The organism is Methylobacterium sp. B4 (assembly GCF_003201865.1).
Classification (GTDB): domain Bacteria; phylum Pseudomonadota; class Alphaproteobacteria; order Rhizobiales; family Beijerinckiaceae; genus Methylobacterium.
In genome coordinates this window covers 1-24919 of sequence record NZ_QJJJ01000034.1, presented here as the reverse complement: position 1 = coordinate 24919, position 24919 = coordinate 1, and the positions used below count along the sequence as shown (strand labels likewise).

The following is a 24919-nucleotide window of genomic DNA, read 5'->3' as shown; positions in this document are numbered from 1 at the left end:
AGAAAAATCGGGAGGGGTTCGGAATAAACGTCGAGAAACGGCGTCTCTGCTCCCATGCCGTCGCCGGGCGCCCTTGCCGCGGGCGGCTCGGCCTAGGGAAGTCCGTGCATGTCAGGAGACTGGCCGTGAGCGATATGGTCCGCCTCATCGAGCCGCTCATCCCGGCTCTTCGCCGTTATGCCCGCGCGCTCCTGCGCAACCCGACCGATGCCGACGACCTCGTCCAGGACTGCCTAGAGCGCGCCATCGGCCGGTGGCCTCAGCGCCGGACGGACGGCGACGTGCGCACGTGGCTCTACGCCATCCTCCACAATCTCGCCGTGAGCCAGATGCGCCAGCGCGCCCGCCGCGGCACGTCGATGCCAGTTGAAGACGCACCGGAGGCGACCCTGGCGGTCGCCCCGAACCAGGACGAGGGCCTGCTCCAGCGCGACCTGACGGCGGCGCTCGATGCGCTGCCCGAGGAGCAGCGCGGGGTGCTGCTGCTCGTGAGCGTGGAGGGGCTCTCCTACGCCGAGGCGGCCCAGGTGCTCGCCATTCCAATCGGCACCGTGATGTCGCGCTTGGCCCGCGCCCGCGACCGGATGATCCAGCTCATGGACGGGGAGCGCGCATCCGCCCCCGCCGGGCGTCCGCTGCTCAGGAGGGTGAAGTGACCGTGCGCCCGATCACCGAGGACGACATCCAGGCCTTCGTCGATGAACGCTTGGAGGCGGCACGCCGGGCCGAGGTCGAGGCCTACCTCGCTCACCATCCCGATCTCAGCCGGCGCGTCGAGCGCATGCGCGGGCTCAACGACGCCTTGCGGAGCGCCTTTGCGCCGGTGGCCGCCGAGCCGGTCCCGGCCCAGCTCAACCTCGCCCACCTCGTCGAGGCGCGACGGCGCCCGCGTCTACCCGCTTGGCAGGCCGCGGCCGCGACCGCGCTGCTGGCGCTGGGCGGCATCGGCGGCTGGGGCCTTCGCGGCACGCTGTCTGCGCCCATGACCGGCGTCGATGCCCTGGCCCAGGAAGCGAGCGCGAACTACGCCGTCTATGCTCCCGACCGCCTGCGCCCGGTCGAACTCGCGGCCAGCAACAGTGACGAACTCGCCCACTGGTTCTCCGCCCGGCTCGACCGCCGCGTGGGCGTGCCGGACCTGAGCGGCTCCGGCTACCGGCTGATGGGCGGGCGCCTCGTCGCCACGCCGCACGGCCCGGCGGGCCTGCTGATGTACGACGACCCGCGCGGCACGCGGCTCGTCATGCTGATGCGGCCCATGGCCCAGCCGGGCGACGCGCCGATGCGCGAGCACCGGACGGGATCGGCCACCGGCTACGCCTGGGCCCAGAACGGGCTCGGCTACAGCCTCGTCGGTGCGAGCGATCCCGCCGTCCTGCATCCGCTCGCCAACGAGATCCGCCGCACGACCGCGACGAACACCTGAGGCTTCCATGACCCTGCTGCACCGCCTGACCGGGGCTCCGCCCGGAATGACCCCGCGCGCCCTGATGCTGCGCTTTTCCGCCATCGGGGCGCTGCTCGCCGGCACGGCCGGCGCCTTCGCCGCCGCGGGCGGCTGGCTGTCGCCGTCCGCGCTGACCCCGGCTCGCATCGTCGATCGCTTCGAGCAGGTGAACGGCCCGCATCCGGGCTTCCGGCGCAACCATGCCAAGGGCCTGTGCGTAACTGGCACCTTCGCCGGCAACGGAGCGGGCGCCGCCCTCTCGAGGGCGGGCGTGTTCGCAGCGGGACGCGTGACGCCGGTCGAGGGACGGGTCGCGCTCGCGGGCGGGCAACCCTACGCGGCCGACGCCGCAACGACCGTGCGCAGCCTCGCTCTGCGATTCCGGCTGCCGGACCGGGAGGAGTGGCGCACGGGCATGAACGCCCTCCCGGTCTTCCCCGTGCGCACGCCCGAGGCGTTCTTCGAGCAACTGCTTGCGGCCAAGCCGGACCCGGCCACCGGCAAGCCCGACCCGGAGCGCATGAAGGCGTTCTTCGCCACCCATCCGGAGAGCGCGAAGGCCGCGGGCCTGATCAAGGCGCGCACGATCACCGAGGGCTTTGCCGACAGCACCTTCCGCAGCCTGAACGCCTTCCGGTTCGTGGCCGCCGACGGCCGTGCCACGCCGGTGCGCTGGGCCCTCGTGCCCGAGCGGCCGGCGGCGCGGGAGACCGCCGCACAAGCCGCACGGACGGACAAGAACTATCTGTTCGACAACCTCGTGGCGCAGCTTCGGCAGGAGCCGCTGCACTGGCGTCTCGTCGTCACGATCGGTCGGGCGGTCGATGCCACCGCCGACGCGACCCTGCCCTGGCCCTCCGACCGCGAGAGCGTGGACGTGGGCACGTTGACCCTCGTCGGTGCGACGCCCGAGGAGGCCGGCAATTGCCGGGACGTCAACTTCGACCCGCTCGTCCTGCCGGACGGCATCGCGCCGTCCGACGATCCGCTGCTGAGCGCCCGCTCGGCCGCCTATGCCCGCTCCTTCACCCGCCGGGCCGGCGAGGCGACGAGCCCCAGCGCCGTGGCCGCGACGGCCGACCGAGGAGACGCCCGGTGACGCACCCCACCCGTTTCAACCTTCCGGCCCGTCTGTTGCACTGGAGCATGGCGGTGCTGATCCTAGCCATGCTGTTCATCGGCGTCGCGATGGTGGGCTCGCTGGCCGATTACGGCACGCTGGTCGCGCTGCATCGCCCGCTCGGCCTCCTGATCCTGCTTCTGGCGATCCTGCGGCTCGCCCACCGCTGGCATCGTCCCCCGCCGCCTCTACCGACGGATTTGCCCCTGTGGCAGCGGCGGGCCGCGCATGCCTCGCACATCGCACTCTACGGGCTGATGCTGGCCATGCCGCTCGTCGGCTGGGCGATGCTGTCGGCGGGGCGCATCCCCGTCGCGGTGGTCGGGCCGCTGGTGCTGCCGCCGATCCTGCCGCAGAACCCGATGCTCTATGCATGGCTGCGCGAACTCCACACCACTCTGGCCTACGGGCTGTTCGGCCTCATACTGGCGCATCTCGGCGCGGCGCTGCTGCACGGGCTGATCCGCCAGGATGGCGTCTTCAGCAGCATGGCGCCTTGGCGCTCGCGGCGCTCGGCTGGGAGTTTCTGAGCAGCGGCCTCTGACAGACCTCGCTTCCTTCGGCTGTCCTGCACCAAGCGGACATTCGAGGTGCTGCCACCGAAGGTCCGGATGGGGTGGAAAGCAGGCTTCGGCCCCTCACTCCAAAGCAGACGGTCCTCGTCCCACCCATTCTTGGATGTAGTGGTTCCGCCAATATTTATCAGTGTTTTGGAGGGGTAAAAGACTCGACGATGAACGCGAATCCCCTCGAAGCTGCATGCCGAATTGCCGCAACGCGCTGATAGTTGGCGGAGTAGTACCACCGCTTCGCTGCTTCCAAGTCGGGCAGCTCGGCCACCACGGCGACAACCAACGGGGGACCCTCTAAGGTAATCGGTATCGGACCCGCAAATACCTTAAGGCCTGGAGTTGTTTGAAGGAGCGGCACGACCTGGCGGCGATACTCGGCCAAGCGTTCCTCATCATGCACTTCCGTCGTACAGAAGATAATGTAGGCGGCCATAAGTGTATCCTACTTGAGCAATTACTCGAATTTTTCAAAACAAACAACGGCCTCGGCCGAAGCTGCACGCTCGGCGGGAGGGTGAGCGCGTTGTGCTGCTCATCGGCCTACGGGTTGGGGTAAGCTGCGCTGCCGGGACAACGTGTCGCCCGAGAAGGCCCATCGCGTGCCGGACGGTCATCGCCAATCGTCGGGCGAACGCCACTCTCCGATTCATGGACACCGGAGACTGGCCGCATCGTCGGTCTTTACAGCGGGGATGCCGTTGGGCGCACGACCAACTCGCTGACATCGACATCATCGGGCTGTTCGAGCGCGTAGCGGATCGCGCGTGCGATCGCGAAGGGGGACTGACCGGTTGGCATCGACTGCTGGATCCAGGCCGCAATGTTGGGATCGGTAACGTCGTGGCCAAGCTCGGTCGTGGTGGTGCCCGGCGAGATGAGGGTCGCGCGGATGTTGTTATGCTCCTGCCGCAATCCATCGGTGATCACGCGCACCGCGTGCTTGGTCGCGGAATAAACAGACGACGATGGCACCACCATACGTGCGGCGACCGACGCGACGTTGATGACGTGTCCGTTCTGCTGCGCAACGAAGCGCGGCAACACTGCGGCGATGCCGTTGAGGACGCCGTGAATGTTCACGTCGATCATCCGCTTCCACTCGTCCCGCTTGAGGTCGGCGAGCATGGAGAGGGGCATGATCCCTGCATTGTTGACCAGCGCGTCCACTCGGCCGAACCGCTCCTCGGCAGCCGTGGCGAAAGCGTCGAATGCGTTGGCGTCCGTCACGTCGAGTTCGCGCCACGCGACGTTCTCGCCCATTTCGTCCGCGAGCGCCTTCAGTCGGTCGGTGCGGCGGGCGCCGATGAACAGCCGTGCGCCCGCCGCCGCCAGTTCGCGCGTGGTCGCTTCGCCGATGCCGCTCGATGCGCCGGTGATGAGAACGACCTTTTCGATTGTCCGCGTCATGATGCTTCTTTCACGTCTTGGGTGACGGCATCCTGATGGCGCAGCAGTGGCGAGGGGCGGTAGAGCGATCCTCCGAGCGTATTGCACGATCCTCCAAGACCGGTGATCGGCGCTTGCGCGATCCGCAGGCTTGGGCGAGCAGGGCTGCATGGAGAAAATTGCGGAGCTTGCGCAGGTCATCGAACGGCACGTCGCCGGCACAGGGTTCTGCGCTACGGCCATACCCCGCCTGTCGCTGATCCATACGGATCACCTCAGCATCCCAACGCCTGTCGTTTATGACGCGGGGTTGTGCCTGATCGCCCAGGGAGCGAACCGTGTCCTGATCGGCGGGCGCAGCGTGGTCTACGATGCCGCAAACTACCTGCTCGTCTCGGTCGATCTGCCGGCGGTCTGCAACATCATCGAAGCCAGCCCGGACAAGCCTTATCTCTGCTGCAAGATCGACTTCGACCCCACGATCCTCGCTGATCTGATGGTGGCGGAAGCAGGCGAGGTGCCGCGCACTGATCTGCCGGTGGTCGAGGTATACCCGAGCGATTCGGACCTGATCGACGCGGCCTGTCGACTTGTGCGGCTGCTTGACCGGCCCGAAACCATCGGCGCTCTCGCGCCGCTGATCGAACGCGAGATCCTTTACCGCCTGCTCACCGGACCGCATGGTCCTATGCTACGCCGCCTCGCGACGGTCGGTAGCCACCTTAACCAGGTCAACCGCGCCATCACCGTGATCCGCCGGCGCTTCGACAGTCAAATCCGCATCGATGAGGTCGCCGCCGAAGCGGGCATGAGTCCCTCCTCGCTCCACGCGCACTTCAAGGCCATCACGGGCATGACTCCGCTCGAATACCAGAAGCAGTTGCGCTTGCAGGAGGCGCGGCGCCTGATGCTGGTCGGTGGCGCAACAGCCGGCACGGCTGGCTTCGCCGTTGGCTACGAGAGCCCGTCGCAGTTCAGCCGCGAGTATCGACGTCTGTTTGGCGCGCCGCCTCGGCAGGACATCGAACGGCTGCACACCGAGCCGGCTGCCGTCATGGCGCTTTAGTATTGTTGGAACATTAACTTCATCGAAGCTGTGTTGATATGCGGTCAGCCAGGAAAGATTTACGTAACCCACTCGTAGGCCCGTCCACCAAGCTGCAGGGAAGCACACCTTCCGAGGGTTCGCATAGGGTCGTGAACGGGCACAGAGGCGATGTCCGCTTCGATCGATTGCTGCCCGAAAGCGGACCGGCGGAAAATCACCCATTCCGGTCGTCCGACGCCGCTTCACCGAGAGCCTGAGAGCGGACGCTCCCAAGGGCCGCAAAGGGTCGGAAGCGGCGGTTCAGGGCCTGTCGGCCCAGCGTCAGCTCCTGGCTCGAGGTGGTCGTATCTCATGCACCGAAACGGCAAGCGCACGGTTCTCCCTGACCTGGCAAAAGATCCACCATACCGGATCAGGCGTGGTAGGGTCATCCGTATGGATGACGACCAAATCCGCCCTGATGCGCAGCAGAATCAGCTTGTAAAGGCTGCTCAGGCCCTCAAAACGGCCGCAGATCGCGATGACCGCTACCGGCTGTTGGTTGAGGCCATCGTCGATTACGCAATCTATATGCTCGACCCCCAGGGAAATATTGCGAGCTGGAACCCGGGTGCCCAGCGCTTCAAGGGCTACACGCGCGACGAAATCATCGGACAACACTTTTCCCGATTTTACACCGTTGAGGATCGAGCGACGGACTTACCCGCCCGCGCCCTGCACATCGCGGCCACGGAGGGGCGTTTCGAGCATGAAGGCTGGCGCGTTCGCAAGGATGGCTCCTTGATGTGGGCGCACGTGCTGATCGACCCGATCCGCAGCGAGGCCGGTCAGCTTGTCGGCTACGCTAAGATCACGCGTGACCTGAGCGAGCGGAAGGCGACGCAGGACGCGCTGCGGCAGAGCGAACAGCGCTTCCGCCTGCTCGTCCAGGGTGTTCAGGACTATGCCATCTACATGCTCGACCCACAGGGTGCGGTGTCGAGCTGGAACCGCGGCGCGCACCGCTTCAAAGGCTACACCGACGAGGAAATCATCGGCCAGCACTTCTCGCGGTTCTACACAGAGGAGGATCAGGCCACGGGCTTGCCCGCTCGCGCCCTGCAGACCGCCGCCACGGAAGGCCGCTTCGAGGCTGAGGGTTGGCGTGTGCGCAAGGACGGCACCCGCTTCTGGGCGCACGTCGTGATCGACGCCATCCGCGGTGATCACGGCGAGCTGGTAGGGTTCGCTAAAATCACTCGGGACGTCACCGAGCGGCGCAACGTCCAGCAAGAACTCGAAGCGACGCGTGCGCGGTTCATTCAGTCCCAGAAGATGGAGGCGATCGGCCAGCTCACCGGCGGCGTGGCGCACGACTTCAACAACCTGCTGGCGGTCGTGCTGGGCAACCTGAGCCTCGCGCGTAAGCGTTTGCCGAATGACCCCAAGCTGCTGCAGCTGATCGAGAACTCGATCCAGGCGGCCGAGCGCGGTGCGACGCTGACCAAGCGCATGCTCGCCTTCGCCCGCCGGCAGGAGCTGACCAGAGGGCCTGTCGACGTGCCCGAACTCGTGCGTGGCATGGCCGAGCTGCTGCAGCGCTCGATCAGTTCGAACATCCCAGTCAGCACGCGGTTTCCGCTACGGCTGCCGCTCGCCTTCGTCGATGCGAGCCAGCTGGAGCTGGCGCTGCTCAACCTAACCGTCAACGCCCGCGATGCGATGCCGGACGGCGGCTCGATCACGATCTCGGCGCGGGAAGAACGAATTAGCACCAGAGAGGCTGCCGGACTTCCCGCGGGCAGCTACGTCTGCCTGTCGGTCACCGACACGGGCATGGGCATGAGCGAAGAGACGCTCGCCAAAGCCACAGAGCCCTTCTTCACCACGAAGGGTGTTGGCAAGGGTACGGGCCTAGGCCTCTCCATGATCCACGGCTTTGCCGGACAATCTGGTGGACGCTTGGTACTCAAGAGCACGCTGGGCCAGGGGACGACTGCTGAGCTGTGGCTTCCTGTGGCCGAGGCGAACCTCCTGCGCCAGGAGGACGAGACGCCTCACCCGGACCTCCCGATCCTGAACCCGATGACGGTGCTGGTGGTCGATGACGATCCGCTGGTGCTGATGAACATATCAGCGATGCTGGAGGACCTTGGCCACGAGGTGCTGGAGGCGACCTCAGGCCAGCAGGCCCTGCGTATTCTGCGCCGTTCCGCCGAAAACATCGATCTGGTGATCACCGATCAGATTATGCCGGGCATGACTGGCGTTCAGCTGATTGAGGCGATCCGCGCGGATCACTTAGAACTGCCGGTGATCCTCGCGAGTGGCTATACCGAGCTGCCGGAGGACAAGCTCACGGGTCTCGTCCGCCTGGGCAAGCCGTTCGAACAGGCCGACCTCGCCCGCGCGTTGGTGACGATCATGCGGCCGTCCGGCGAAGTGCTTCCGTTCCGGCCTAAGCAGAGCTGACGCAGGCGAGTACTGCCTGCCGTCGGGCGGAACAAGCAGGAGAGAGTCTGCCGATCTCCCTACTCCTGAACGGTGACCAGGGAGGCCGTTAAACCGGTCCGGCTTTGTCAAAGGCGTTGAGCACCTGTTCGACCAGATAGGGCTTGGGCACGAACATACCGTGGTCCGGCACATCGCGCGGCGCGGGGCGGCACCGCCCCGACGTGATCACCAGGCGGATGTGCGGCCAACGCTCAGCAACCCGAGCGGCCAGCCCGAAGCCGTTCATCGATCCCGGCATTTCCATGTCGGTGAACAGCACGCCAATGTCGCTGCGGTTTTCCAGGATCTCTAAGGCCTCGTCGGCGCTCGCTGCTTCGAGGACGCTGAACCCGGCGTCTTCCAGCATGTCAGTCGCCATCATGCGTACAAGGTCCTCATCCTCAACAATAAGGACGAGGGAGGACGAAGGGGTTCTAGTGCTGGCCATCGAAGAGGGAAACGAGGTCAGGAGCGCGTGGTTTCAAGGGACGCCGTCATTCACCGAGGGGGGCCCGCCAGATTGCGGTCGCACACCACCTGCTCGGACGCGTCGGAAAAGTATCCCCTGCGCGCAGGATCACCTAGGGTCCGCTATGAACGAATTTCAGCAGGATCTATCTGGGACCCCAGCGCGCACCCTCGCCGAGCGGCATATCGAGGCAATCCGCCAGCACGGTGGCATCTTTGTCGATGCGGTGCGGCTCACCCGAATGCCGATGATGGTCACCGACGCCACCCTGCCGGGCAACCCTATCGTCTTTGCCAACCAGGCCTTCATGGAGCTGTCGGGCTACAGCCTGGAGGAGCTACTTGGGCAGGATCCGCACTTTATGAACGGCCCAGACACCGATTCGGCGACGGTCCAGGAGTACGAGGCGGCAATCCGCGAGAGCCGCAACGCGACGCTTGAGATCCTGCAGTACTGCAAGGACGGCAAGCCATTCCAGGCGATGCTGTTTGCCAGCCCCCTCGATGACGGGCAGGGCACGGTCACCAACCACTTCCTGTCGTACCTCGATATTACCCGTCGTGTTAGGGCCGAGACAGAGCTGCAGGCGCTAGCTGCCGAGCTGGAGCAACGCGTGGCTGACCGGACGCGCGAGTTGGAGGCGGCGAATGCGCGGCTGAAGGCGCTCGGGGCCGAGCGCGAGATGTTGCTGGTCGAGGTCAATCACCGGGCCAAGAACAGCCTGTCGATCGCTGGAGCGCTCTTAAACCTACAGGGACGCCGCCAAGCCGATCCGGCTGTCAAAGCGCTGTTCGCCGAGACGCAGGAGCGGCTCAACGCTATGGCACGAGCGCACGACCTGCTGAGTAGGTCGGACCATGTGCAGCAGGTTAATGCCGGCAGTTACGTAGCCGACCTCTGTGCCGCGCTTGAGGCGCTGACCGAGGGCGATGATCGCATCCGGCTGGAGGCCCGGGTGGAGGAGGGGATCTTCGTCAGCGCCGACCGCGCTATTCCGCTGGGCTTGGCACTGACCGAGCTGGTGACCAACGCGGTCAAGTACGCGTTTCCGTCTCCGCGTTCCGGCACGATCCGCGCCCAGGTCCGCCGGCCGCAGCCCGGTCGGATCGAACTGGTGATCCAGGACAACGGAGTCGGCATGGCGGGCGTGCGAGAGGGGTCCCTCGGCTATGGGCTGGTGCGCTCGTTGGTGCAGCAGATCGCGGGCGACATCGACATCCGCAACGATGCCGGGGTGACCGTGACAATCTCCTTCCCGGATTTGCCGCCGCGCGAGGCGGCGAGCTAGGCGCCGTAGGGATTGGCTGCCTCAACTCGCTCAAGCTAGAGCTAGCCTACCTGACATGCACGACTTCAGCAGCACGTTAGCCGTGAACTTCGACGGCCACGGACATATCCAGGAGGGCATCAGCAGGCCCAATGAAGCTGCCAGTCACCGGCATGGCCTGGCGAATGTCACGCGCCACAGCGACCGGGATCAGGTTCGCACCGCCCACCCTGCCGTTCGTCGGGTCGAAGGTGACCCACCCTGCGCCGGGTAGGTACACCTCGCTCCAGGCATGAGTGGACCCGGCATCGGCCGATCCAAGCAGGCGACGTGTGGGGTCATACAGGTAGCCTGAGACAGCCCTTGCACCAAAGCCGAGGCTCCGGACCGCCTCGACGAAGAGCGTGGCCAGATCCCGGCATGAGCCCAGACCTGATGACAGGGTTTGGCTCGGCGACTGTGTGCCCTCGTCCTCCCGAGCCTCGTAGGTGACCCTGGCACCCACCCCGGCATTGATGTCTTTAAGAAGCGACAGAGTATCGGTGGGGTAGCCGGCAACGAAGCCCTGCGCCCAGTTTTGCAGGCGATCCCCATCAGGGTACTGCCGAACCGTGAGTCCTCCGAGGTCCGTCCACTCGTCATCGGAGTACCGGAAGGGAAACGAGCTGGCCGAGGCGGCGATGTCGAAGACTGGATAGGCAGCCGCGGAAAGCTCGACCTGAGCTGCGCTATCGATGACGAGTGTGTTGGACGGTGTTGCAAAGGTAACGGTCGCGACCGCGTTACCGGCAACGTCGCTGGCCCAAGTCACCGTTGCATCCGGCGTCACTGTGATGTCGCTCGAACGGAGCCTTAGGTCCCGAGCTTCTCGTGGGCGCAACATCAGCCGATGCGGGCCAAGTTCGACAGGCTGCCTGTAACGGTAGGTCGTCCGGTGGTGGATGCGTAGATCGGCCAAGGGACGCTCCTCAGGAACCGCTTCGGGCTGTTTCATCCGGACGGGCAGTCAGTATCAGTACGCTCCGCCGTCCTTCGCGTGTGTCATGAAGAACCGCAGCATCTCGCGGCTGGCATCAGGACCGGCCGGATCGGTGTGAGAGCCGGCCGGGTGACCGCCGGCCCAGGCATGACCACCGCCGTGCAGGACCCACTGTTCCGACGACCACATGCCATCCGGTTCGGTCAGGATCGTTCGCGTGTACGCCATTCCGCCGCTGGAACGCCCATCGACGGTGGTGATGTTCAGGTCCCCATCGGGCTGCGCCTGGGCGATGGCCTGATCGCCGTTGACCGGTGAGACGGTCGTGTCGCGGTCTCCGTGGAAGACGATAGTCGAGAGCGGATGCGTTGCTTGACGCGGCCGGAGCAAGGCGCCTCGGCGCATCGTGGAGAAGGCCACGGACATCGAGCCTGCCGAACCACCCGCCAGCCCAGAGTGTATGCCCACGGCAGCATAGATGTCCGGGTAGGCCAGCGCCATGACCGCCGCGGCAGCCCCACCTGAGGAAAGGCCAGCGACGTAGACCCTCGCGGGATCGACATTGAACTCAGCCATGATCTCACGCGTCAGGCCGGCGAGAATGGACGGCTCGCCCTCGTCGCGCTTCTGGTCCCCATTCCTGAACCAGTTCCAGCTCTTGCCGAGATTGGCCGACCTCGGTTGGTCGGGGTAGGCAACGAGGAAGCTCTGCTCCTCCGCCACCCGGTCCATCCCCGTGCCGATGGCGAAGTCGCGCGACGATTGAGAGCTGCCATGCAGCATCACCACCAGCGGGAGGGGAGCTCCCTCGTATCCGGAGGGGACGAAGAGGTCGTAAGCTCGGCTCCCGGCAGCGTTGCCGAACCGGCGTGCGAGCGCGCGGGGCCGGTCGATGGCCAGCCCCGACATCGTCGTCGACGCGTCTGCGAGGAGTGTCATCGCGGTGCTTTCGAGAAGGGATCGTCCGACGGCGACGAGATTGACTACGGCAGGGCGCCAATCATGCCCTTGGCCTCGGTCATGGTGTTCTCGCAGGCGCGCTGATCGCCCCGCTGGTCCTCGTCGCTCGCGCGGATGATAAGGGTCCTGGCCACTGCCACACGGTCCGCCGTCGAAATCAGGCCGGGGTCGCTCGGTGCGTCGAGGCGAGCACCCTGCACGCCCCGGGGCGAGCCGGTCTGGAGCGAATGACCCGGCTGTAGGCCTGCGATCTCCACCGCACCTGCACTGTCGAGGCGGCGTTCGATGGTCCCGATCTGCTCGGCGCAGGAGGATGCCAGCGCCGGAAGCGGCGAAAGGGCGAGTGCAAGCGTCGTGAGGGTGGCTACGAAGCGCATCGGAAGGGGACTTTCAATGAGGTGGCAGCACCGTGGTTTCGCTTGGTGAGCGAACGCCCCGAAGCCGTCCCTCACTAATCGGTGCGAGGGTAGCCCTTATACAACGGCCTTCGACCCCACCTGTTGCGCCGCAACATGCAACGCAGGTCAGATGCGCGCCAGCGTCTCAGCCACGATACCCTAGGTCTCGGCCGAGGCTTGGTACGGTCTCGTTCCAGGAGCGGAAATTCAACCGCCCACAAGCGAAGGTCCGTTTGTGGCGCATAGCTGAACAAGCTGCATGCGAACTCCTGATTGTTCATCCGGCAATTGTGAGATGCCCCTAAACCCAGTCCGCCCGGCTCGCAGTGGTGAGCTTTTTCGCGCGCCGCTCCAACCGGTCGTTCGGGACCTCCTCCCGCGCCTCAGCCTCGGCGGCGAGGGGCGCAGATGAGGCCCTGAGCCGGACCAGCATCGGCCATTGCAGGCGACTCCTTGAGGGGAGAACGACCACGATAAAGGCCCCGAACAGACGCATGCCGGGGCCTTCGCGAGATAGGTCGCCCTTCGCGAATCAGCAGCCGCACCCTGCCTCAGCGACCCTGTTGCTGCGGCATCAGGTTCTGTGCCTGCTTCACTGCCTCGCGGCAGCCTTGATCGCCCTTGGCGTTCAGGTCGACAGCGCGCTGCAATGCCGACTTGCCCTGCGAGACTTTGTCCTCCGACGAGCGCTCGGGCGACGCCTTGGCATCTCCGCCCCCCGCCGCTGCAGCGGCTGAGGTCGGCCGGTTTTCCGACTGGCGGCGCACGTCCTCTGGCGAGGTCGCAACCCGACCGCTGGCGATGGCGTCAGCCTGCCCGCTGCCGGTTGCGGCGCCGACCGGCCCAGAAACGCCACCGACAGTACCGGGGGTACCGCCGCTCTCGCGGGAGGCGCCGCCCTGTTGTGCACGGTCGGTGTCCGGTGTTCCGACCGGCTTGGTTTTGCTGTCGGCGGCGTTCGCCCCCGCATTTTGCCCAGCTGCCTCGTTCGGTCCCTTGCGCTGGCCGTAATCGGGCTCGGATGTCGGCGCACCCATACCGACCTGCATGTCGAGAGCACGCCTGAGCTTGGCGATGTCGTCCGTGCAGGGGCCACCCTCTTGCGCGAAAGCTGCGGGAGCAAAACTGAAAGCGGTGAAGGCGACAGCTCCGCAAAATAGGTGTAACCGGGACATTGATTTCCTCCTGGGCTTCTCGTCGGCCCCTGCTCAACGTCACGCGTCGGCGCAGGTTCAGTTTCGGGGACCGGAACGACGAGAGACGAGCGTCGGCAGCCCATCTCGCACAGATACCGCCCAGCTCAGCCGCGGCAGGATTCTTGTGTTTTAGAACGGTACGATTTCGAACTCAATCTGAACAACGCTCGCAGAGGTAGATTGCCTGATTAGTGGACTGTGGCGGTCCCTCCGAAGACTTGCCCCGCTCGGCTCAGCCGCGGCGGGGCTTTTCGCTTCAGCCCTCGCCCGCCGCGGGCATCCGCTTCAGCATCGCGGCCATGCGGTCGTCGTCACTGGCGCCGGCTACCGCACCTCGCACACGCCAACCTCGGCTTGGGCGAGGATGAACGCGGCCCCGACCACACGCGACGCTGTCTCAAGCTGCCGAGTTAGCCGAACAAATTCGATGGGTCGCGGGTCGTGACGCCGTAGTTGAGCCGTCCGCGTCCGGGGATTGCCATGCCTGCTGTGTCGCGGGTCACCTCCCACAGCAGCAGGAACATGCTTGGCCCCCACCGGCCAGCGCCATCAGGCGCGACCATATTGGGCCGGTACGGGTGCAGCGTATACATGATCGTCAGAGAGCCGAGGGGCGCCGATTTCGTCTCCTCTGGCTCGATGCTGTGCTCATCGAACCGGCCACCGACCACGAGGCCATTAGCCTTCGTGAACGGCTTCTCGATATCGAAGTGGATGGCGAGCAAGTCGCCGTCGCCCGTGAGCACGAGAGGGGCGGCACCGGCCGTCACGACCATGCTGCCCGAGGCGAGGATCTGACGGCCACCCTGGTAGGCCGCGACCGTCACGGGGGCGCTCTGTGCGGCATCCATCACGCAGCCTTCGCGAGCGGAGCGGCGAGCGGGCGAGACACCTCGTAGGCGAACAGGAAGGCATCGGCGCCGAGATGCTTCGGAGGGCGAGCCAGAGGCGTGAGCTGCACATAGAGCCGCGCCGCCGAGGGCCGTTGCCGCGATCGTCGTTGGGATCGAGCCGCCCAACTCCGTCGCCAACGCCGTGCCGGGGTTCTCCTGCTGAAACCGATCCCGCGCCCCGCCGTAGGCCGCCCGCGCCTGAGCATAGAGGTTGCCGAGGTCGCCGCCATTCGTCAGCTTCTCCTTCAGGGCCGCCGCGCCGGCAGCGATCGAAAGGCCAGCGCCGAGCAAGGCACCGTTGGCGAGGTTATTAAACCCCGACCACAGCCCCGACGTGTTGTCCGTGAAGGGCTTACCCAAGCCGATGCACGCCTGCTTGAGGCAGAGGCGGCGTTCAGCACCGCCAAGGCCGCCTTAGACTGCGAGCGCGCCGGCTGCTGCGTTCACCCCGTTCGCGTGCGGCCGGCGCGTCCTCATTAATCCCGGACGGCAAAGCGGGGCTCAGCGCTGACGCTGTGCGCGCTGGATGCGTTCGATCTCAGCCTCTTGCAGCTGCGTCAGCGCGTTGATCGACGTTCTCAGCCTCAAGGGAGGGCAAGGAAGAAGCGCCGGCAGCAGCCGCCATGAGACGGTGATCCAGATTGGACCTTCGAGGCGATGAGTTGGACGACGCACAGGAAAACTTTGGTTCGTGTGGTCGGTCAGCGCGCAGAGACCGCGAGCTGCCACCCACTACACCCGATCTACTGTGAGGCTTTTTCAACCCCGCCGTCGAGAATCCGAAAGAGCCACACCCCTCTCGAATTTAACTCTCTTCGCAAAATATTGTTCTTCGAGGAGGGTGTAACTGAGGGCAACCGATGCAATATTGCGGATATCGCTGGCCGGCACTATCCGGGCGCTGGCGGCTGAGAGATGAGCGCGCTCCCGCCTGAATGCCGGAGCCGCGCTATGCGACGCTACTTTTTCGATATCCACGATGGATACGAGGTCATAGATCAAACTGGCCGCAAATGTTCCAGCTTCGAAGCTGCTAAAAGCGAGGCCATGAGCATTGCCAGCGGGCATGCGTCCGACCCGAAGATGCTGAATACCGATGGCGGCGCGATCATCGTCGTCATCCGGGACGGTCCAGGCAATGAAGTTTGCACCATTCGTCTCGTGTTCAGCATCGACACTGCACGTCCATGACGCGACGGGCACTTCACCGCTATGCCATCTCGACGTTGAGAACGAGCCGCACTGTGAGCACTACGCCATCCTCTGCGGTGTACGCCTCAACAACGACAATCCCTTCGCCTGAACTCAGCAATGCCGCTTGGCTCACAAGCCTTACGGCAAGGCGTGCAGCGTGCCCCCGCGCGGCGTCATGGTCAGCCAAGGATTGGCTTTCAGTCGCCAATGACCCTTTCTCATCCTGGGCGTCAAAATGGTACAACGGCATTGTAAGAAACCAATTGCATCGCGCACAAAACAATGAAGTGATAGATGTACTTGGGATGAGGCAGTCGGTGCAACCCGTCATGCCGTCAGTTTCCGATCAAATTTATTCGAGAAGCTGTGTCATAAAGTATGAAAGGGCACATAATGGCCGCTGATGAGCTGGACCAGCTGAAGCTTGAATGTCAGCAAGCCCTTGATCGGCTTGGCTCGAACGGATCGTTTCGGCTAAGAGCATTGTTGCAGATGGTTTTATTGGAGTTGAAACGAGAACAAGCAAAGCGTGAGCAGCACCTCTGATTTATACTCCCTGAATGCCATCTGCGAATATGTATTCGGTGGCCGAACTGATCCAGCTATACATCGGCAGTTGGCGGAGGACGCGCGAGCTTGACACCCCACACCGCGAGCATCTGCTTCCGCAACTCGGCCAATCGACCGCCATCGCTTGCACTTACGGCTCCCTGAGGCATGAGGGGACGGCGCTTGACGACATAATTGTCACGGCGGCCTTATGTTGTGGCCGGCATGCAAGGTGCGCTCTATCGTGGTTGTGTCGCGGTCCTATTCCTGGCGTTCCGCGCTTGAGAGACAGATGTGCTCCCGCCCCCTCGTGCGCGGAGTGCTCTGTGCCTCGCTTCTTTTTCGACGTTCATGACGGCCGCAACGAGCGTGACGATGAAGGTCTTGTCTTTGCCGACGTGCAGGCTGCCGCACTGGAGGCCAAGCGCCTGCTTCCCGAGATTGCAAGAGACGAAGTGCCAAAGGATGGCGAGCGCCAGGCCATCACGGTGCTGGTTACGGACGAGGAAGGGTGCCCCGTCTACTCGGCGGCTCTGTGCTTCGTCGGCACTTGGCTGCAGCGCTGAGACCTAACAATGAAGCGTTATGGCTGACCAGCTCTGCAAGCCTCTTCAAGGCAGCCTCTAACAATCAAACTCCTTGCCGCTCAATATCCGGCGCATTCTTCAAATGCAGGTAGATCGGGTCGAACTCGGCCGCCTCGGAGAGCTGCTTCCAGTCGTGGATGATCAGGAGGCGGTCCCGCAGCGTGATGAGGCCTTCGGTCCGCAAGGCTTTCATCACCCGGCTGACATGCACCGTCGTCAGGCCCGTGGCGTCGGCCGACCAGTCCGCCATGGGTGCGAAAATTTCAACGCGGTCCGCAGGTAATTCTGCAATGAGCTCAGCATGTTGCATTCCAGTATAGCTTTTGGGAATTTTCATGACTACTCAACCGAATTAAAATTATCTCGTTTTGGGTTGAAATATTTTTCAGGGTCATTACTTAGGTGCAGTGCGGCAACTTCGGCAGTTTGCTTCGCCAGCAAGGCGATCAGCCTCTTTTGTCTGCTTGCTTTGTAGAAATATTTTCATGAATACTGAAAGGAATCCCACATGGCCCATGAACAGAACGCAAGCACTGCCAAGCAGAACGGTCAGGACGCACGCATTGCTGAGGCCGCCAAGGCCAATCTGGAAAGGACTGCTGACAAGACCAGCGAGAAGAACAAGCAATTCTCTGATACTGCTCGTGAGGGCGTAAACAAGATTGTTGATTTACAAGAGAAAGCAGCCGAGACCACCAAGCAGGTTATGCAGAACAGCATCGAGACAGCTTCCCAGCACACCCGTGAGGCCGCCGATCGCTTCTCGAAGACCTTGGGCTTCTCAGGCCAAGATAGCGAGCGCCTCGCTCGGCAGTCCAAGCAGAACATCGAGGCGGTCACCCGCTGCGGTACGGTGCTGAGTCAAGCCTTCCAGGATGTCTCGCGCAGCCTGTTCGAACTTGGGCAGAAGCAGTTCCAGCGCAATCTGGACGGCCTTACCAAGCTGAATCAGGCCAAGACGGTACAAGAGTTCGCCACCATCCAGAGCGATCTGATGCGTGAAAGCTTGCAGCACATGGTCCAGGACAGCAAGGCGATCACCGAAACATCCGCCCGTGCTGTCAACGAAGCCAGCCAGACATTCTCCAGCGCCGCTCCGGCTCGCTGAGACCCGCTGCCGCCACCAGACCCGGCACGGCAGTAGATTTCTGAACGATGCCAACTTGAGGGCGGTCCTTTCGACCGCCCTTTCTCATTTCGACGCGGAGTTTCCCATGTACAATCCCTTTGCCGTCGCGTTGCTGGCCTTCGAGGCGCAGAAGGTGATCGAGCTTCGCCTCGTGAAGATAGCTTGGGGCGGAGCTGCGGCGCAGGCTGAGGCATCTCAGATGGTCAGCGAGAAGATCAGCGCTTCGATCGAGGCGACCAGCAGCCTGATGCTGGGCGGCTCACTAGATGCGGTCGTCGCGCGATACCGCGAGCACGTTGCCGAGAACACAAAGCGCCTAACGAGCGCTGCTTAGGGATCTCCGCGCATTCGGGAATTCGCTTGACTCCTGCTCATGGCTCTCGTCTGCGAACGCGCCGGCTGTCATGCTCACCCGGCGCCTGCGCGGCGGGCGGGTTCGTTTAGTCGTAGGAACCGCGGAACAGGTCGCCGAGCGACTTTCGCCTGAACAGCGTTCGCTATCGCCTGCGCCGATGCTCAGGCCGGTTGTGGCGTATGTGGCATCGCTGACACCAAGCCGCGAGGTTCGTCGCGAAGTTGTCGGCTGTGTCGTAATTTCGGTGGCCGGTGGCGAGCGCCACCCGCGTCGTCCGAGTCTTCCCAAGTACGCCGGCCGCGCCGACCGCGACGCAGACGATCATCCCGGTCCCGTCGCACCAGGAGGCTGCCTCCTCATCCCACCACCGCCCGTCGCCCAGGTGGAACACCGTCCGCCCGTGCAGGCGACCACAGCCTTCGCATCGCCCTTTGGCATGGCCGAAGCGGATCACCGACGACAACTCGCGCCAGTCGATTGGGTAGAAGAAGCGGTGCTCGCGCCGGATCGGCATGGCAGGGCATCAAGGCCAATGGCTACGCTTCTGCGTAGGCGAGGGCGATCGGCTTGTCATCCAGTCGGCGAGGGAATGGAGATGAGACGAAGCGTCCGCATCCCCGATCGGTCGGAGATCACCGCCGACACGCCGCTATCGCTCGGCGTGGCCGCACGCCTCGCCTTCCCAGACGAATCGATGTCGGGGCTGGCCCTGCGCAATGCCGCGACGCGCGGCGATCTGGGGCACGCGAAGCTCGGTGGATGCGTCTACACGACCCTGGCCGACATTGAGCGCATGGTGTCAGCCTGTTGGGTCAAGGCAGAGCCTCGGCGATCCGGCCGGCAGGGTGCGCCAGCCGAAGCCGCCAAGGACGAAGAGGCCGGCGCGGCCCTGGCAGGGGCTCTGCGCATCTGCGAAGAGATGCGGCAACGGTTCTCGAAGAAGAAGTCATGATGGAAATGCATGCTTCGGCAGGCCCGTTCGCCAGCCTTGAGGTCACCATCGGGCCGCTGACGACCTCCGCCCGGGAGACGCCTGAGGAGGTGGTGCGGGCCCCGTGCGTGGAGCGTGGGGTGCCGAAGCCAGTGGATAAAGCCGCGCGGCCACCCGTCCACCTCATGCCTGTATGGACGACAGGCGCCTCCTCAACCCCGCCGGGTTCGCCCGCGCGGGGTTGCTTTTGCCATCAATACTCGACGCTGCTCATCGAGCCTGTTGCTCCACGGCAGGCCCGCCCCATTCCTTGGGCTCCCCATCGTAAAGATGCGACCACAAGAGGTAGACCGTGAGCAGGGCTACGGCGGCACAGAAGAAAACGGAAAAACGAGGCATGACGGGACAGTAGCACGCCTGACCGCGGTAAAGCCCACTCGTCCTTACATCGGCGACTGGTGGCAGATCGGATGTCCATCAAGCGCATGGTGAGTGAGGGCACAGTCCCCATAAAAGCTCGCCATCCGTCGATGTGAAGCCAACTCCAACGATGGCAGCAGCAAAGGCTGGCCCTTGTATGCCCATCTCCACACACCATCTGAGAACCATCCAATCGGATGGTCTGAGGATGGCGCAAGGATGGCAGGTGACTTTCCAGACCCCCGACCCAAGGTGCCCGATAGCGAGAAGCTGACGATCAACCTCGGCTTCGTCGATCTCGGCCGCATCGATCTGCTGGTCCGCGACGGCTTCTATGCCAATCGCGCCGACTTCATCCGAACGGCTGTGCGCAATCAGCTCGACCGTCAGGGCGATGCTGTTACGCAGTCCTTGGCCCGTAAGAAGCTTAGCCTAGGCCTCTCTCACTACACTCGGCGGGATCTGGAAGCGGCAAGAGACGCTGGCACCCCGCTCCAGATCCAGGTTCTCGGCCTCGTCAGCATCGCCCCTGATGTGACGCCGGAACTCGCCCGTGCCGCCATCGCGTCCGTGCAAGTGCTCGGCGCCTTCCACGCCAGACCGGCAGTCAAGGCAGCCTTGGCCGACCGTACGGCCTGATCTTTCGCCCCGACCTATCCGCGTTGCGGCCAGCCCTTACGCGCCAACCCATCAACCTCATCCAGGATCATCACCATGAACGCGTTCTCCCGCATCGACATGGGTGAGGTGACCCGTCTCACCCGCGCCGGCCAACTCGCGGAAGCCATGGCCCTTCTTCAGGGACGTCCGGCCTCTGCCAAGCCGCAAGTGGACGCTCGGGAGGGAGCGCCGCGCAAGGACGGCCGCACCGCACGACCGGCGTCGATCATCGACATGGTAGCCCCTCGGACCCTGGGAGGAGCGTGGACCGCATCGAGCCTTGGCGAAGGGACGGTCGGCGAAGCACCCGCCGACAGCACCGGGGCCTCGGAAAGGCAGGGGCTCGCCGAGACCCTGCGGTCCCTCCGTGAGCGCTTTCCCAAAATGGGCTCGATCTCCGGCCTGGGGGACGGCTTCGGATCGCCTCAGCGATCTTCGATCACGGTACCCAACGGGGCTCGATACGATGAGCGGTCATTCTCCAGCGCGGCGGGCAGTAGGACCTACAAAATCTATGTCCCGAGCGGCTATAACGGCCAAGCCCTTCCGCTCGTTGTCATGCTGCACGGCTGCACCCAGTCGCCCGATGACTTCGCTTCCGGTACGCGGATGAACGAGCTTGCCGAAGAGCATACCTTTTTGGTGGCCTACCCCGGCCAGCCTCAGTCGGCCAACATGCAGAGGTGCTGGAACTGGTTCAATGCTGCCGATCAACAGCGCGATTCGGGTGAGCCGTCGCTGATAGCGGGCATTGCTCGTGATATCATCCGCGAGTTCTCGGCCGACCCGAGGCGGGTCTATGCTGCGGGGCTGTCGGCCGGCGGCGCGGCCGCTGCGATCATGGCGGCGACCTACCCTGATCTCTTCGCAGCAATCGGCGTCCACTCGGGACTTCCCTTTGGCGCCGCCAAGGACATGCCGTCCGCCTTCGCTGCCATGAACGGCGGCGGAACGGCCTCACCGCGGGGATCACGCGAATTGGTTCCAACCATTGTCTTCCACGGTGATGCGGACCGCACTGTCAACTCGACCAACGGCGACCGGATCATCGCACAGGCCGGGCTGGAGGGAGCGTCCGGGAAGGTCGTCACCCACGGGGAGAGTCCGGGTGGCGCCGCCTACACCCGTAGCGTGCAGTCTGACCGTTCGGGCCGGGAGGTGCTGGAGCAGTGGGTCCTCCATGGGGCGGGCCATGCCTGGTCCGGCGGAAGCCCGAACGGCACCTATACGGATCCGCGCGGTCCCGACGCCAGCCGCGAGATGGTGCGCTTCTTCCTAGCTCAAGGAGGCCGAAGCAATCAGACACAGCACTGAGGCCAAGGCTCCCAATCCGCATGAGAAGGGAACCACGGCAGCGCGGCTGCGAGCCCGAACGCGCGGCAGCCGCGCATGCGATCCACTGTGAGCGCCAACAGCGGACCCTCGCTCACAACCGGCGGGCGGTCCGTTCTCGATGCAGAGGACGGCCTGTTATCCGTCAAATGTGCCCCCCAGCTCAACTTGCCGGCGGCAGAGGTACGAGAGGCGCTCAGAAGCCCGTCGTGATCCCACGCGGGAAACGCACCCTCCTACGCGCCGCTGGTCACGCGACCGGTGCCATGTCATGTGCAGGCCGGTGACCGATCATCCCGACCTCCCCCCGTCTGGGCCGCTTGCGAGCCTCGGCTGGCTCGACTTCTTCGCGGAGCAGCGCGAACCGCGCGAGACGGATCTCGTGCCCATGCGGATCGCCACGGTTCACCGCTCACGCCTGACCGGGCTGTCGGAGACGGGATCGGTCGAAGTGACGCTTCCCGTTCATACCAACACCGCTGATTTCGCCGTGGGCGATTGGGTCCTGATTCATCCTCGGACCCGGATGCTCCACCGCCGTCTGAACCGAAGGACGGTCTTGGAGCGACGCCTCGCAGGTAGCCGGGCCTTGCAGCCCGTCGCAGCCAATGTCGATACGCTGTTCATCGTCACCTCCTGCAACGCCGATTTCAATCAGGCCCGCCTCGAGCGCTATCTGGCTCTGGCCAACCAGGGCGACGCAAGCCCGGTGATCCTGCTCACCAAAGCCGACATGGCGGCTGACGTTGATGTCTACCGCCATCAGGCGGCCGAGCTGCAGCGTGGGCTCGATGTCGTGACCATCAATCCTCGGCTGCCAGTCGCGGCACGGGCCTTGGCCCCGTGGTGCGGTGTGGGGCAGACCGTGGCGTTGGTCGGCTCTTCCGGTGTCGGCAAATCGACCCTGGTGAACACGCTCGCCGGTCCTGGGCAGGCGCTTCCCCAGGAAACCGGAGGCATTCGCGAGCAAGACGCCAAGGGACGCCACACCACGACGTCGCGTTCCCTGCACGCCATCGCAGAGGGCGGCTGGGTGATCGACACGCCGGGGATGCGGACGTTGCATGTCAGCGACGCTGGGGAAGGGATCGCAACGCTGTTTGCTGAGATCACCGAACTCGCGCCTTCGTGCCGGTTCCGCGACTGTACGCACGCGCACGAACCTGGCTGCGCCGTGCAAGCCGCCCTCGCCGTCGGCAGGCTCAACCCCGAGCGCCTCATCCGCTGGCGTAAGCTCCTCGATGAAAACCGTGACAACACGCCCGCATCTGCTGGGCCGCGCGGCCGACGGAGTGTTGGTGGGTAGATATGTTTAGAGCATGTCGAGGTCGGCTGAAGGGTCTCAATTTAAATCGAATTCGAAAGATAAGTCTTCTGCCGAAGGATTCTTTTGCGATGCAAGAAGGAATGCAGCAAGACAGTCGTGAATGCCTCCGGGTGTGAGTAATTGATCCCGTGGGCCGCGTCTGGGATGACGGCAAGCTGCCCCCGAGGCAGTGAAGCAGCCAAGCTCGTTACGAACGCATAGGGCACGATGTAGTCGCGCGTGCCCCAGACCACGAGCGTCGGCTGAGAAACCCGTGAGGCCTTCTCCCCGATATGGTTGTCGACCATGCTCCTCAGGGTCTGGAGGTAGCGCCGGATCCCAGAGCGGGCATAATCCGTCAGCGCGACCCAGGCGAGCGACCAGCGCTCGAATGGCGCGATGAGGAAGAAGCCCACGACTTGCCGGGCGATGCCACGTGCCTCCGGGTCCGGCGTAGGCCCCTGCAGCACAAGGCGGTCGACGAGTTGCGGGTGAACGAGCGCAAGCTCGACGAGCACCTCGCAGCCGAGCGAATTGCCGACGAGGGCCGCACGCTCCAGTCCAAGCGCCTGCATCCAGGCCGCCAGCGCATCGGCAAGCTGGCGAACCGTGAGCGCCTGAGGAGGTTTGTCGCTCAGACCGAAGCCGGGTAGGTCAGGCGCATAGACTCGCAGATGAGGAGCGAGATGCTCCGCGAGCGGGATCATGTAGCGGCTCGACATCCCGAGCCCGTGGACCAGGATCACGGGCAGCCGGTCTTCCGGGACGGAGTTGACCGAAACTCGGGCATGCATGGTGATGCCGCCGACGCGGTCGAGTCTGGCTGCGAGCCGCCCACGGCGGGCTCCGTGCCCCCAGCTCGCACGTCGTCTGGCTTTCAATCGGATTACGGCCAGACCGGACAGAGCCCCTGCGGCCATCGCAGCGATCCAACACCGGAACACGTTCATCCGCCCGCCTTCGATTGCGACCACGGTTATCCCGCCGATCGCCTTAACCTCTCGCTTACTCTGACCCGCCAGTTTGCCGGCCCGGATGAGCGCGAGGAGTGAGCATGTCCGACACGACCGATACCGTGGGCGTCGCAGGCGACCGGATCCGCTCCATCATCGAGCGCATCGAGCGCCTCGATGAAGAGATCAAGGATCTTATGGAGACCAAGAAGGAAATTTTCGGCGAGGCCAAGGGTGAGGGGCTCGACGTGAAGGTACTCAAGGAGATCCTGAAGTTGCGCAAGCAGGACAAGGACGAGCGCGACGAGCGGGAGAGTCTTCTGGAGGTCTACGTACGCGCTATGGATGCTCCTGCGCCCCTCGCGTGTCCTCATCGGACAAGCGCGAGGGAGCCGGCGCGCTATGGTCCGGCGCCTTGGGACCGGCCTTCCGCCAGCCTCAAGGCACAGGAACCCGAGACATGGCTACCGGCAACAACACGAGCATGCCCGACCTCGGCGAAGGCGCCATCCTGATCTGGCTGAAGGAGGGCCTGGAACCACGCATGGGACAGTTCGGGGCGAAGCCCGATGGGGTTGATCCTAGGCCAGTGTCCTGGAGCCGCTTCGACCTGGCCCTCTCGTTCGCGATGCACGATCCAAGGACAGACGAGCGGTTGCCCTGGATCAAGACCGGTGGCCGCGTCATCCGGCCTACCGAATTGCGCGCGATGTTCGGGGCTGCCGAAGGCCTTCTGGGTTGAGGCGCCCGGTACGTCCCAAACCATGACCGGGGCCTCCGGCAGTCACCAAGAAGGAGGATCGAGATGACCGAGCACTCAACTTTAGGCGGCGCAACGGCCGACCTCTTCGGGACGTTCTGACTCACCTTCGAAGGATGTGGGGCCGCGGTACTGTCCGCGGCCTTCTCCGAACTTGGCGTCGGCTTTCCCGGTGTCTCCTTCGCCTTCGCTTCACCTCAGGTGGGATGGGCTTGGGTCCCACGCTCAACGGGCTACGACATGCTGATGTCGTGATCGCCCCTCTTAGGTCTGCTTCTTCCTTCCGAACAGACTGCCGAGCCAACGAGGCGGAAGGTCCGGAAGGGGTCGAGAGCGGCGGTTCAGTGCGTGCCGGCCCAAGGTCAGCTCATGGCGCAGAGCGGCATAGACGCTCGACCAGAATAGGTGAGTGTGCGACGGTCTACTCTTGGTCAAGGATAGTGTCAATCGGCGTTGAAAAGGGACCCGGGATCGGCGTCCAAAAAGGACCCACTGGCGGCATGGTTTCCATTGATCGGCGACGCAGCGGGCGACGC

General features: G+C 64.4%; 27 protein-coding genes and 2 pseudogenes. 18 read left to right on the top strand and 11 right to left on the bottom strand.

Features of this window, described 5'->3' with window-relative positions; genetic code table 11:
* The first annotated feature begins 125 nt into the window (after positions 1 to 125).
* Genes BY998_RS22700 through BY998_RS22685 form a run of 4 tightly spaced genes read left to right on the top strand, consistent with a single transcriptional unit; the run spans position 126 to position 3097 of the window.
* The gene (locus BY998_RS22700; RefSeq protein WP_110353959.1) at positions 126 to 656 is read left to right on the top strand and encodes an RNA polymerase sigma factor; all 531 of its coding nucleotides are present in this window, start codon (positions 126 to 128) and stop codon (positions 654 to 656) included.
* A 2-nt stretch (positions 657 to 658) separates the two neighbouring features.
* On the top strand, positions 659 to 1426 hold the full coding sequence (locus BY998_RS22695; protein ID WP_110353968.1) for an anti-sigma factor: 768 nt from the start codon (positions 659 to 661) through the stop codon (positions 1424 to 1426).
* 7 nt (positions 1427 to 1433) lie between these two features.
* Complete coding sequence (locus BY998_RS22690; RefSeq protein WP_110353958.1) at positions 1434 to 2546, top strand: catalase family peroxidase; 1113 nt, start codon at positions 1434 to 1436, stop codon at positions 2544 to 2546.
* The gene (locus BY998_RS22685) at positions 2543 to 3097 is read left to right on the top strand and encodes a cytochrome b/b6 domain-containing protein (RefSeq protein ID WP_110353957.1); all 555 of its coding nucleotides are present in this window, start codon (positions 2543 to 2545) and stop codon (positions 3095 to 3097) included. The genes BY998_RS22690 and BY998_RS22685 overlap by 4 nt, the downstream gene beginning before the upstream one ends.
* 172 nt (positions 3098 to 3269) lie before the next feature.
* Here the strand turns inward: BY998_RS22685 and BY998_RS22680 are convergent, their stop codons facing one another.
* Entirely contained in the window at positions 3270 to 3572 is a 303-nt protein-coding gene (locus BY998_RS22680) for a DUF1330 domain-containing protein (protein WP_110353956.1), read from the bottom strand.
* Positions 3573 to 3820: 248 nt separating this feature from the next.
* A complete protein-coding gene (locus tag BY998_RS22675; protein WP_110353955.1) occupies positions 3821 to 4546 on the bottom strand; it encodes an SDR family oxidoreductase in 726 nt (241 codons plus the stop codon).
* A gap of 130 nt (positions 4547 to 4676) precedes the next feature.
* Between BY998_RS22675 and BY998_RS22670 the strand changes: the two genes are divergently transcribed.
* Together BY998_RS22670 and BY998_RS22665 are read left to right on the top strand one after the other, a co-directional pair.
* Entirely contained in the window at positions 4677 to 5591 is a 915-nt protein-coding gene (locus tag BY998_RS22670; RefSeq protein ID WP_245421711.1) for an AraC family transcriptional regulator, read from the top strand.
* Between the two features lie 417 nt (positions 5592 to 6008).
* Positions 6009 to 8024 (top strand): PAS domain-containing sensor histidine kinase, encoded by a 2016-nt coding sequence (locus tag BY998_RS22665; protein ID WP_181425595.1) that lies wholly within the window; start codon positions 6009 to 6011, stop codon positions 8022 to 8024.
* Between the two features lie 88 nt (positions 8025 to 8112).
* Here the strand turns inward: BY998_RS22665 and BY998_RS22660 are convergent, their stop codons facing one another.
* Complete coding sequence (locus tag BY998_RS22660; protein ID WP_110353953.1) at positions 8113 to 8493, bottom strand: response regulator; 381 nt, start codon at positions 8491 to 8493, stop codon at positions 8113 to 8115.
* A 145-nt stretch (positions 8494 to 8638) separates the two neighbouring features.
* On the opposite strand from BY998_RS22660, the gene BY998_RS22655 reads away from it, so the two are divergent.
* A complete protein-coding gene (locus BY998_RS22655; protein WP_110353952.1) occupies positions 8639 to 9802 on the top strand; it encodes a sensor histidine kinase in 1164 nt (387 codons plus the stop codon).
* A gap of 76 nt (positions 9803 to 9878) precedes the next feature.
* Here the strand turns inward: BY998_RS22655 and BY998_RS22650 are convergent, their stop codons facing one another.
* From BY998_RS22650 to BY998_RS24100, 5 genes are all read right to left on the bottom strand, one after another.
* Positions 9879 to 10739 (bottom strand): transglutaminase family protein, encoded by an 861-nt coding sequence (locus tag BY998_RS22650; RefSeq protein WP_110353966.1) that lies wholly within the window; start codon positions 10737 to 10739, stop codon positions 9879 to 9881.
* A 54-nt stretch (positions 10740 to 10793) separates the two neighbouring features.
* Positions 10794 to 11699, bottom strand: coding sequence for a PHB depolymerase family esterase (locus BY998_RS22645; protein WP_110353951.1), 906 nt, complete (start codon positions 11697 to 11699; stop codon positions 10794 to 10796).
* Positions 11700 to 11743: 44 nt separating this feature from the next.
* The gene (locus tag BY998_RS22640) at positions 11744 to 12097 is read right to left on the bottom strand and encodes a hypothetical protein (protein ID WP_110353950.1); all 354 of its coding nucleotides are present in this window, start codon (positions 12095 to 12097) and stop codon (positions 11744 to 11746) included.
* 572 nt (positions 12098 to 12669) lie between these two features.
* On the bottom strand, positions 12670 to 13293 hold the full coding sequence (locus tag BY998_RS22630) for a hypothetical protein (RefSeq protein ID WP_110353948.1): 624 nt from the start codon (positions 13291 to 13293) through the stop codon (positions 12670 to 12672).
* Between the two features lie 431 nt (positions 13294 to 13724).
* The gene (locus tag BY998_RS24100) at positions 13725 to 14567 is read right to left on the bottom strand and encodes a hypothetical protein (RefSeq protein ID WP_146221833.1); all 843 of its coding nucleotides are present in this window, start codon (positions 14565 to 14567) and stop codon (positions 13725 to 13727) included.
* Between the two features lie 591 nt (positions 14568 to 15158).
* Here BY998_RS24100 and BY998_RS24095 point away from each other — a divergent pair.
* Both BY998_RS24095 and BY998_RS22620 read left to right on the top strand, forming a co-directional pair.
* Complete coding sequence (locus tag BY998_RS24095; protein WP_146221832.1) at positions 15159 to 15398, top strand: hypothetical protein; 240 nt, start codon at positions 15159 to 15161, stop codon at positions 15396 to 15398.
* A gap of 878 nt (positions 15399 to 16276) precedes the next feature.
* Complete coding sequence (locus tag BY998_RS22620) at positions 16277 to 16516, top strand: hypothetical protein (protein ID WP_110353946.1); 240 nt, start codon at positions 16277 to 16279, stop codon at positions 16514 to 16516.
* Between the two features lie 64 nt (positions 16517 to 16580).
* Here BY998_RS22620 and BY998_RS22615 read toward each other — a convergent pair whose 3' ends face one another.
* Positions 16581 to 16874: a helix-turn-helix domain-containing protein gene (locus BY998_RS22615; RefSeq protein WP_110353945.1), complete on the bottom strand. Its 294-nt coding sequence runs from the start codon at positions 16872 to 16874 to the stop codon at positions 16581 to 16583.
* Between the two features lie 171 nt (positions 16875 to 17045).
* Between BY998_RS22615 and BY998_RS22610 the strand changes: the two genes are divergently transcribed.
* Both BY998_RS22610 and BY998_RS22605 read left to right on the top strand, forming a co-directional pair.
* On the top strand, positions 17046 to 17645 hold the full coding sequence (locus tag BY998_RS22610) for a phasin family protein (RefSeq protein WP_110353944.1): 600 nt from the start codon (positions 17046 to 17048) through the stop codon (positions 17643 to 17645).
* A gap of 106 nt (positions 17646 to 17751) precedes the next feature.
* Positions 17752 to 18000 carry a hypothetical protein gene (locus BY998_RS22605; protein ID WP_110353965.1) on the top strand — a complete coding sequence of 83 codons (249 nt, stop codon included), beginning with the start codon at positions 17752 to 17754 and terminating at the stop codon, positions 17998 to 18000.
* A gap of 163 nt (positions 18001 to 18163) precedes the next feature.
* Here the strand turns inward: BY998_RS22605 and BY998_RS22600 are convergent, their stop codons facing one another.
* Positions 18164 to 18535, bottom strand: coding sequence for a hypothetical protein (locus tag BY998_RS22600; RefSeq protein WP_110353943.1), 372 nt, complete (start codon positions 18533 to 18535; stop codon positions 18164 to 18166).
* 75 nt (positions 18536 to 18610) lie between these two features.
* On the opposite strand from BY998_RS22600, the gene BY998_RS22595 reads away from it, so the two are divergent.
* The 4 genes from BY998_RS22595 (at position 18611) to rsgA (ending at position 22670) form a co-directional block, all read left to right on the top strand.
* Positions 18611 to 18973, top strand: coding sequence for a hypothetical protein (locus BY998_RS22595; RefSeq protein WP_110353942.1), 363 nt, complete (start codon positions 18611 to 18613; stop codon positions 18971 to 18973).
* A 618-nt stretch (positions 18974 to 19591) separates the two neighbouring features.
* Complete coding sequence (locus tag BY998_RS22585; RefSeq protein ID WP_110353940.1) at positions 19592 to 20011, top strand: CopG family transcriptional regulator; 420 nt, start codon at positions 19592 to 19594, stop codon at positions 20009 to 20011.
* A 75-nt stretch (positions 20012 to 20086) separates the two neighbouring features.
* On the top strand, positions 20087 to 21346 hold the full coding sequence (locus BY998_RS22580) for a PHB depolymerase family esterase (protein WP_110353939.1): 1260 nt from the start codon (positions 20087 to 20089) through the stop codon (positions 21344 to 21346).
* A gap of 289 nt (positions 21347 to 21635) precedes the next feature.
* Positions 21636 to 22670 carry a ribosome small subunit-dependent GTPase A gene (gene rsgA / locus BY998_RS22575; protein WP_110353938.1) on the top strand — a complete coding sequence of 345 codons (1035 nt, stop codon included), beginning with the start codon at positions 21636 to 21638 and terminating at the stop codon, positions 22668 to 22670.
* Between the two features lie 41 nt (positions 22671 to 22711).
* Here rsgA and BY998_RS22570 read toward each other — a convergent pair whose 3' ends face one another.
* On the bottom strand, positions 22712 to 23644 hold the full coding sequence (locus tag BY998_RS22570; protein WP_245421710.1) for an alpha/beta hydrolase: 933 nt from the start codon (positions 23642 to 23644) through the stop codon (positions 22712 to 22714).
* Between the two features lie 80 nt (positions 23645 to 23724).
* Between BY998_RS22570 and BY998_RS22565 the strand changes: the two are divergent.
* From BY998_RS22565 to BY998_RS24900, 3 genes and pseudogenes are all read left to right on the top strand, one after another.
* A pseudogene (locus BY998_RS22565) lies at positions 23725 to 23988 on the top strand (DUF2312 domain-containing protein); the annotation flags it as partial.
* Positions 23989 to 24107: 119 nt separating this feature from the next.
* Positions 24108 to 24365 carry a hypothetical protein gene (locus BY998_RS22560; RefSeq protein WP_110353937.1) on the top strand — a complete coding sequence of 86 codons (258 nt, stop codon included), beginning with the start codon at positions 24108 to 24110 and terminating at the stop codon, positions 24363 to 24365.
* A 63-nt stretch (positions 24366 to 24428) separates the two neighbouring features.
* Positions 24429 to 24572, top strand: a pseudogene (locus BY998_RS24900) (aquaporin); the annotation flags it as partial.
* Between the last annotated feature and the right edge of the window lie 347 nt (positions 24573 to 24919).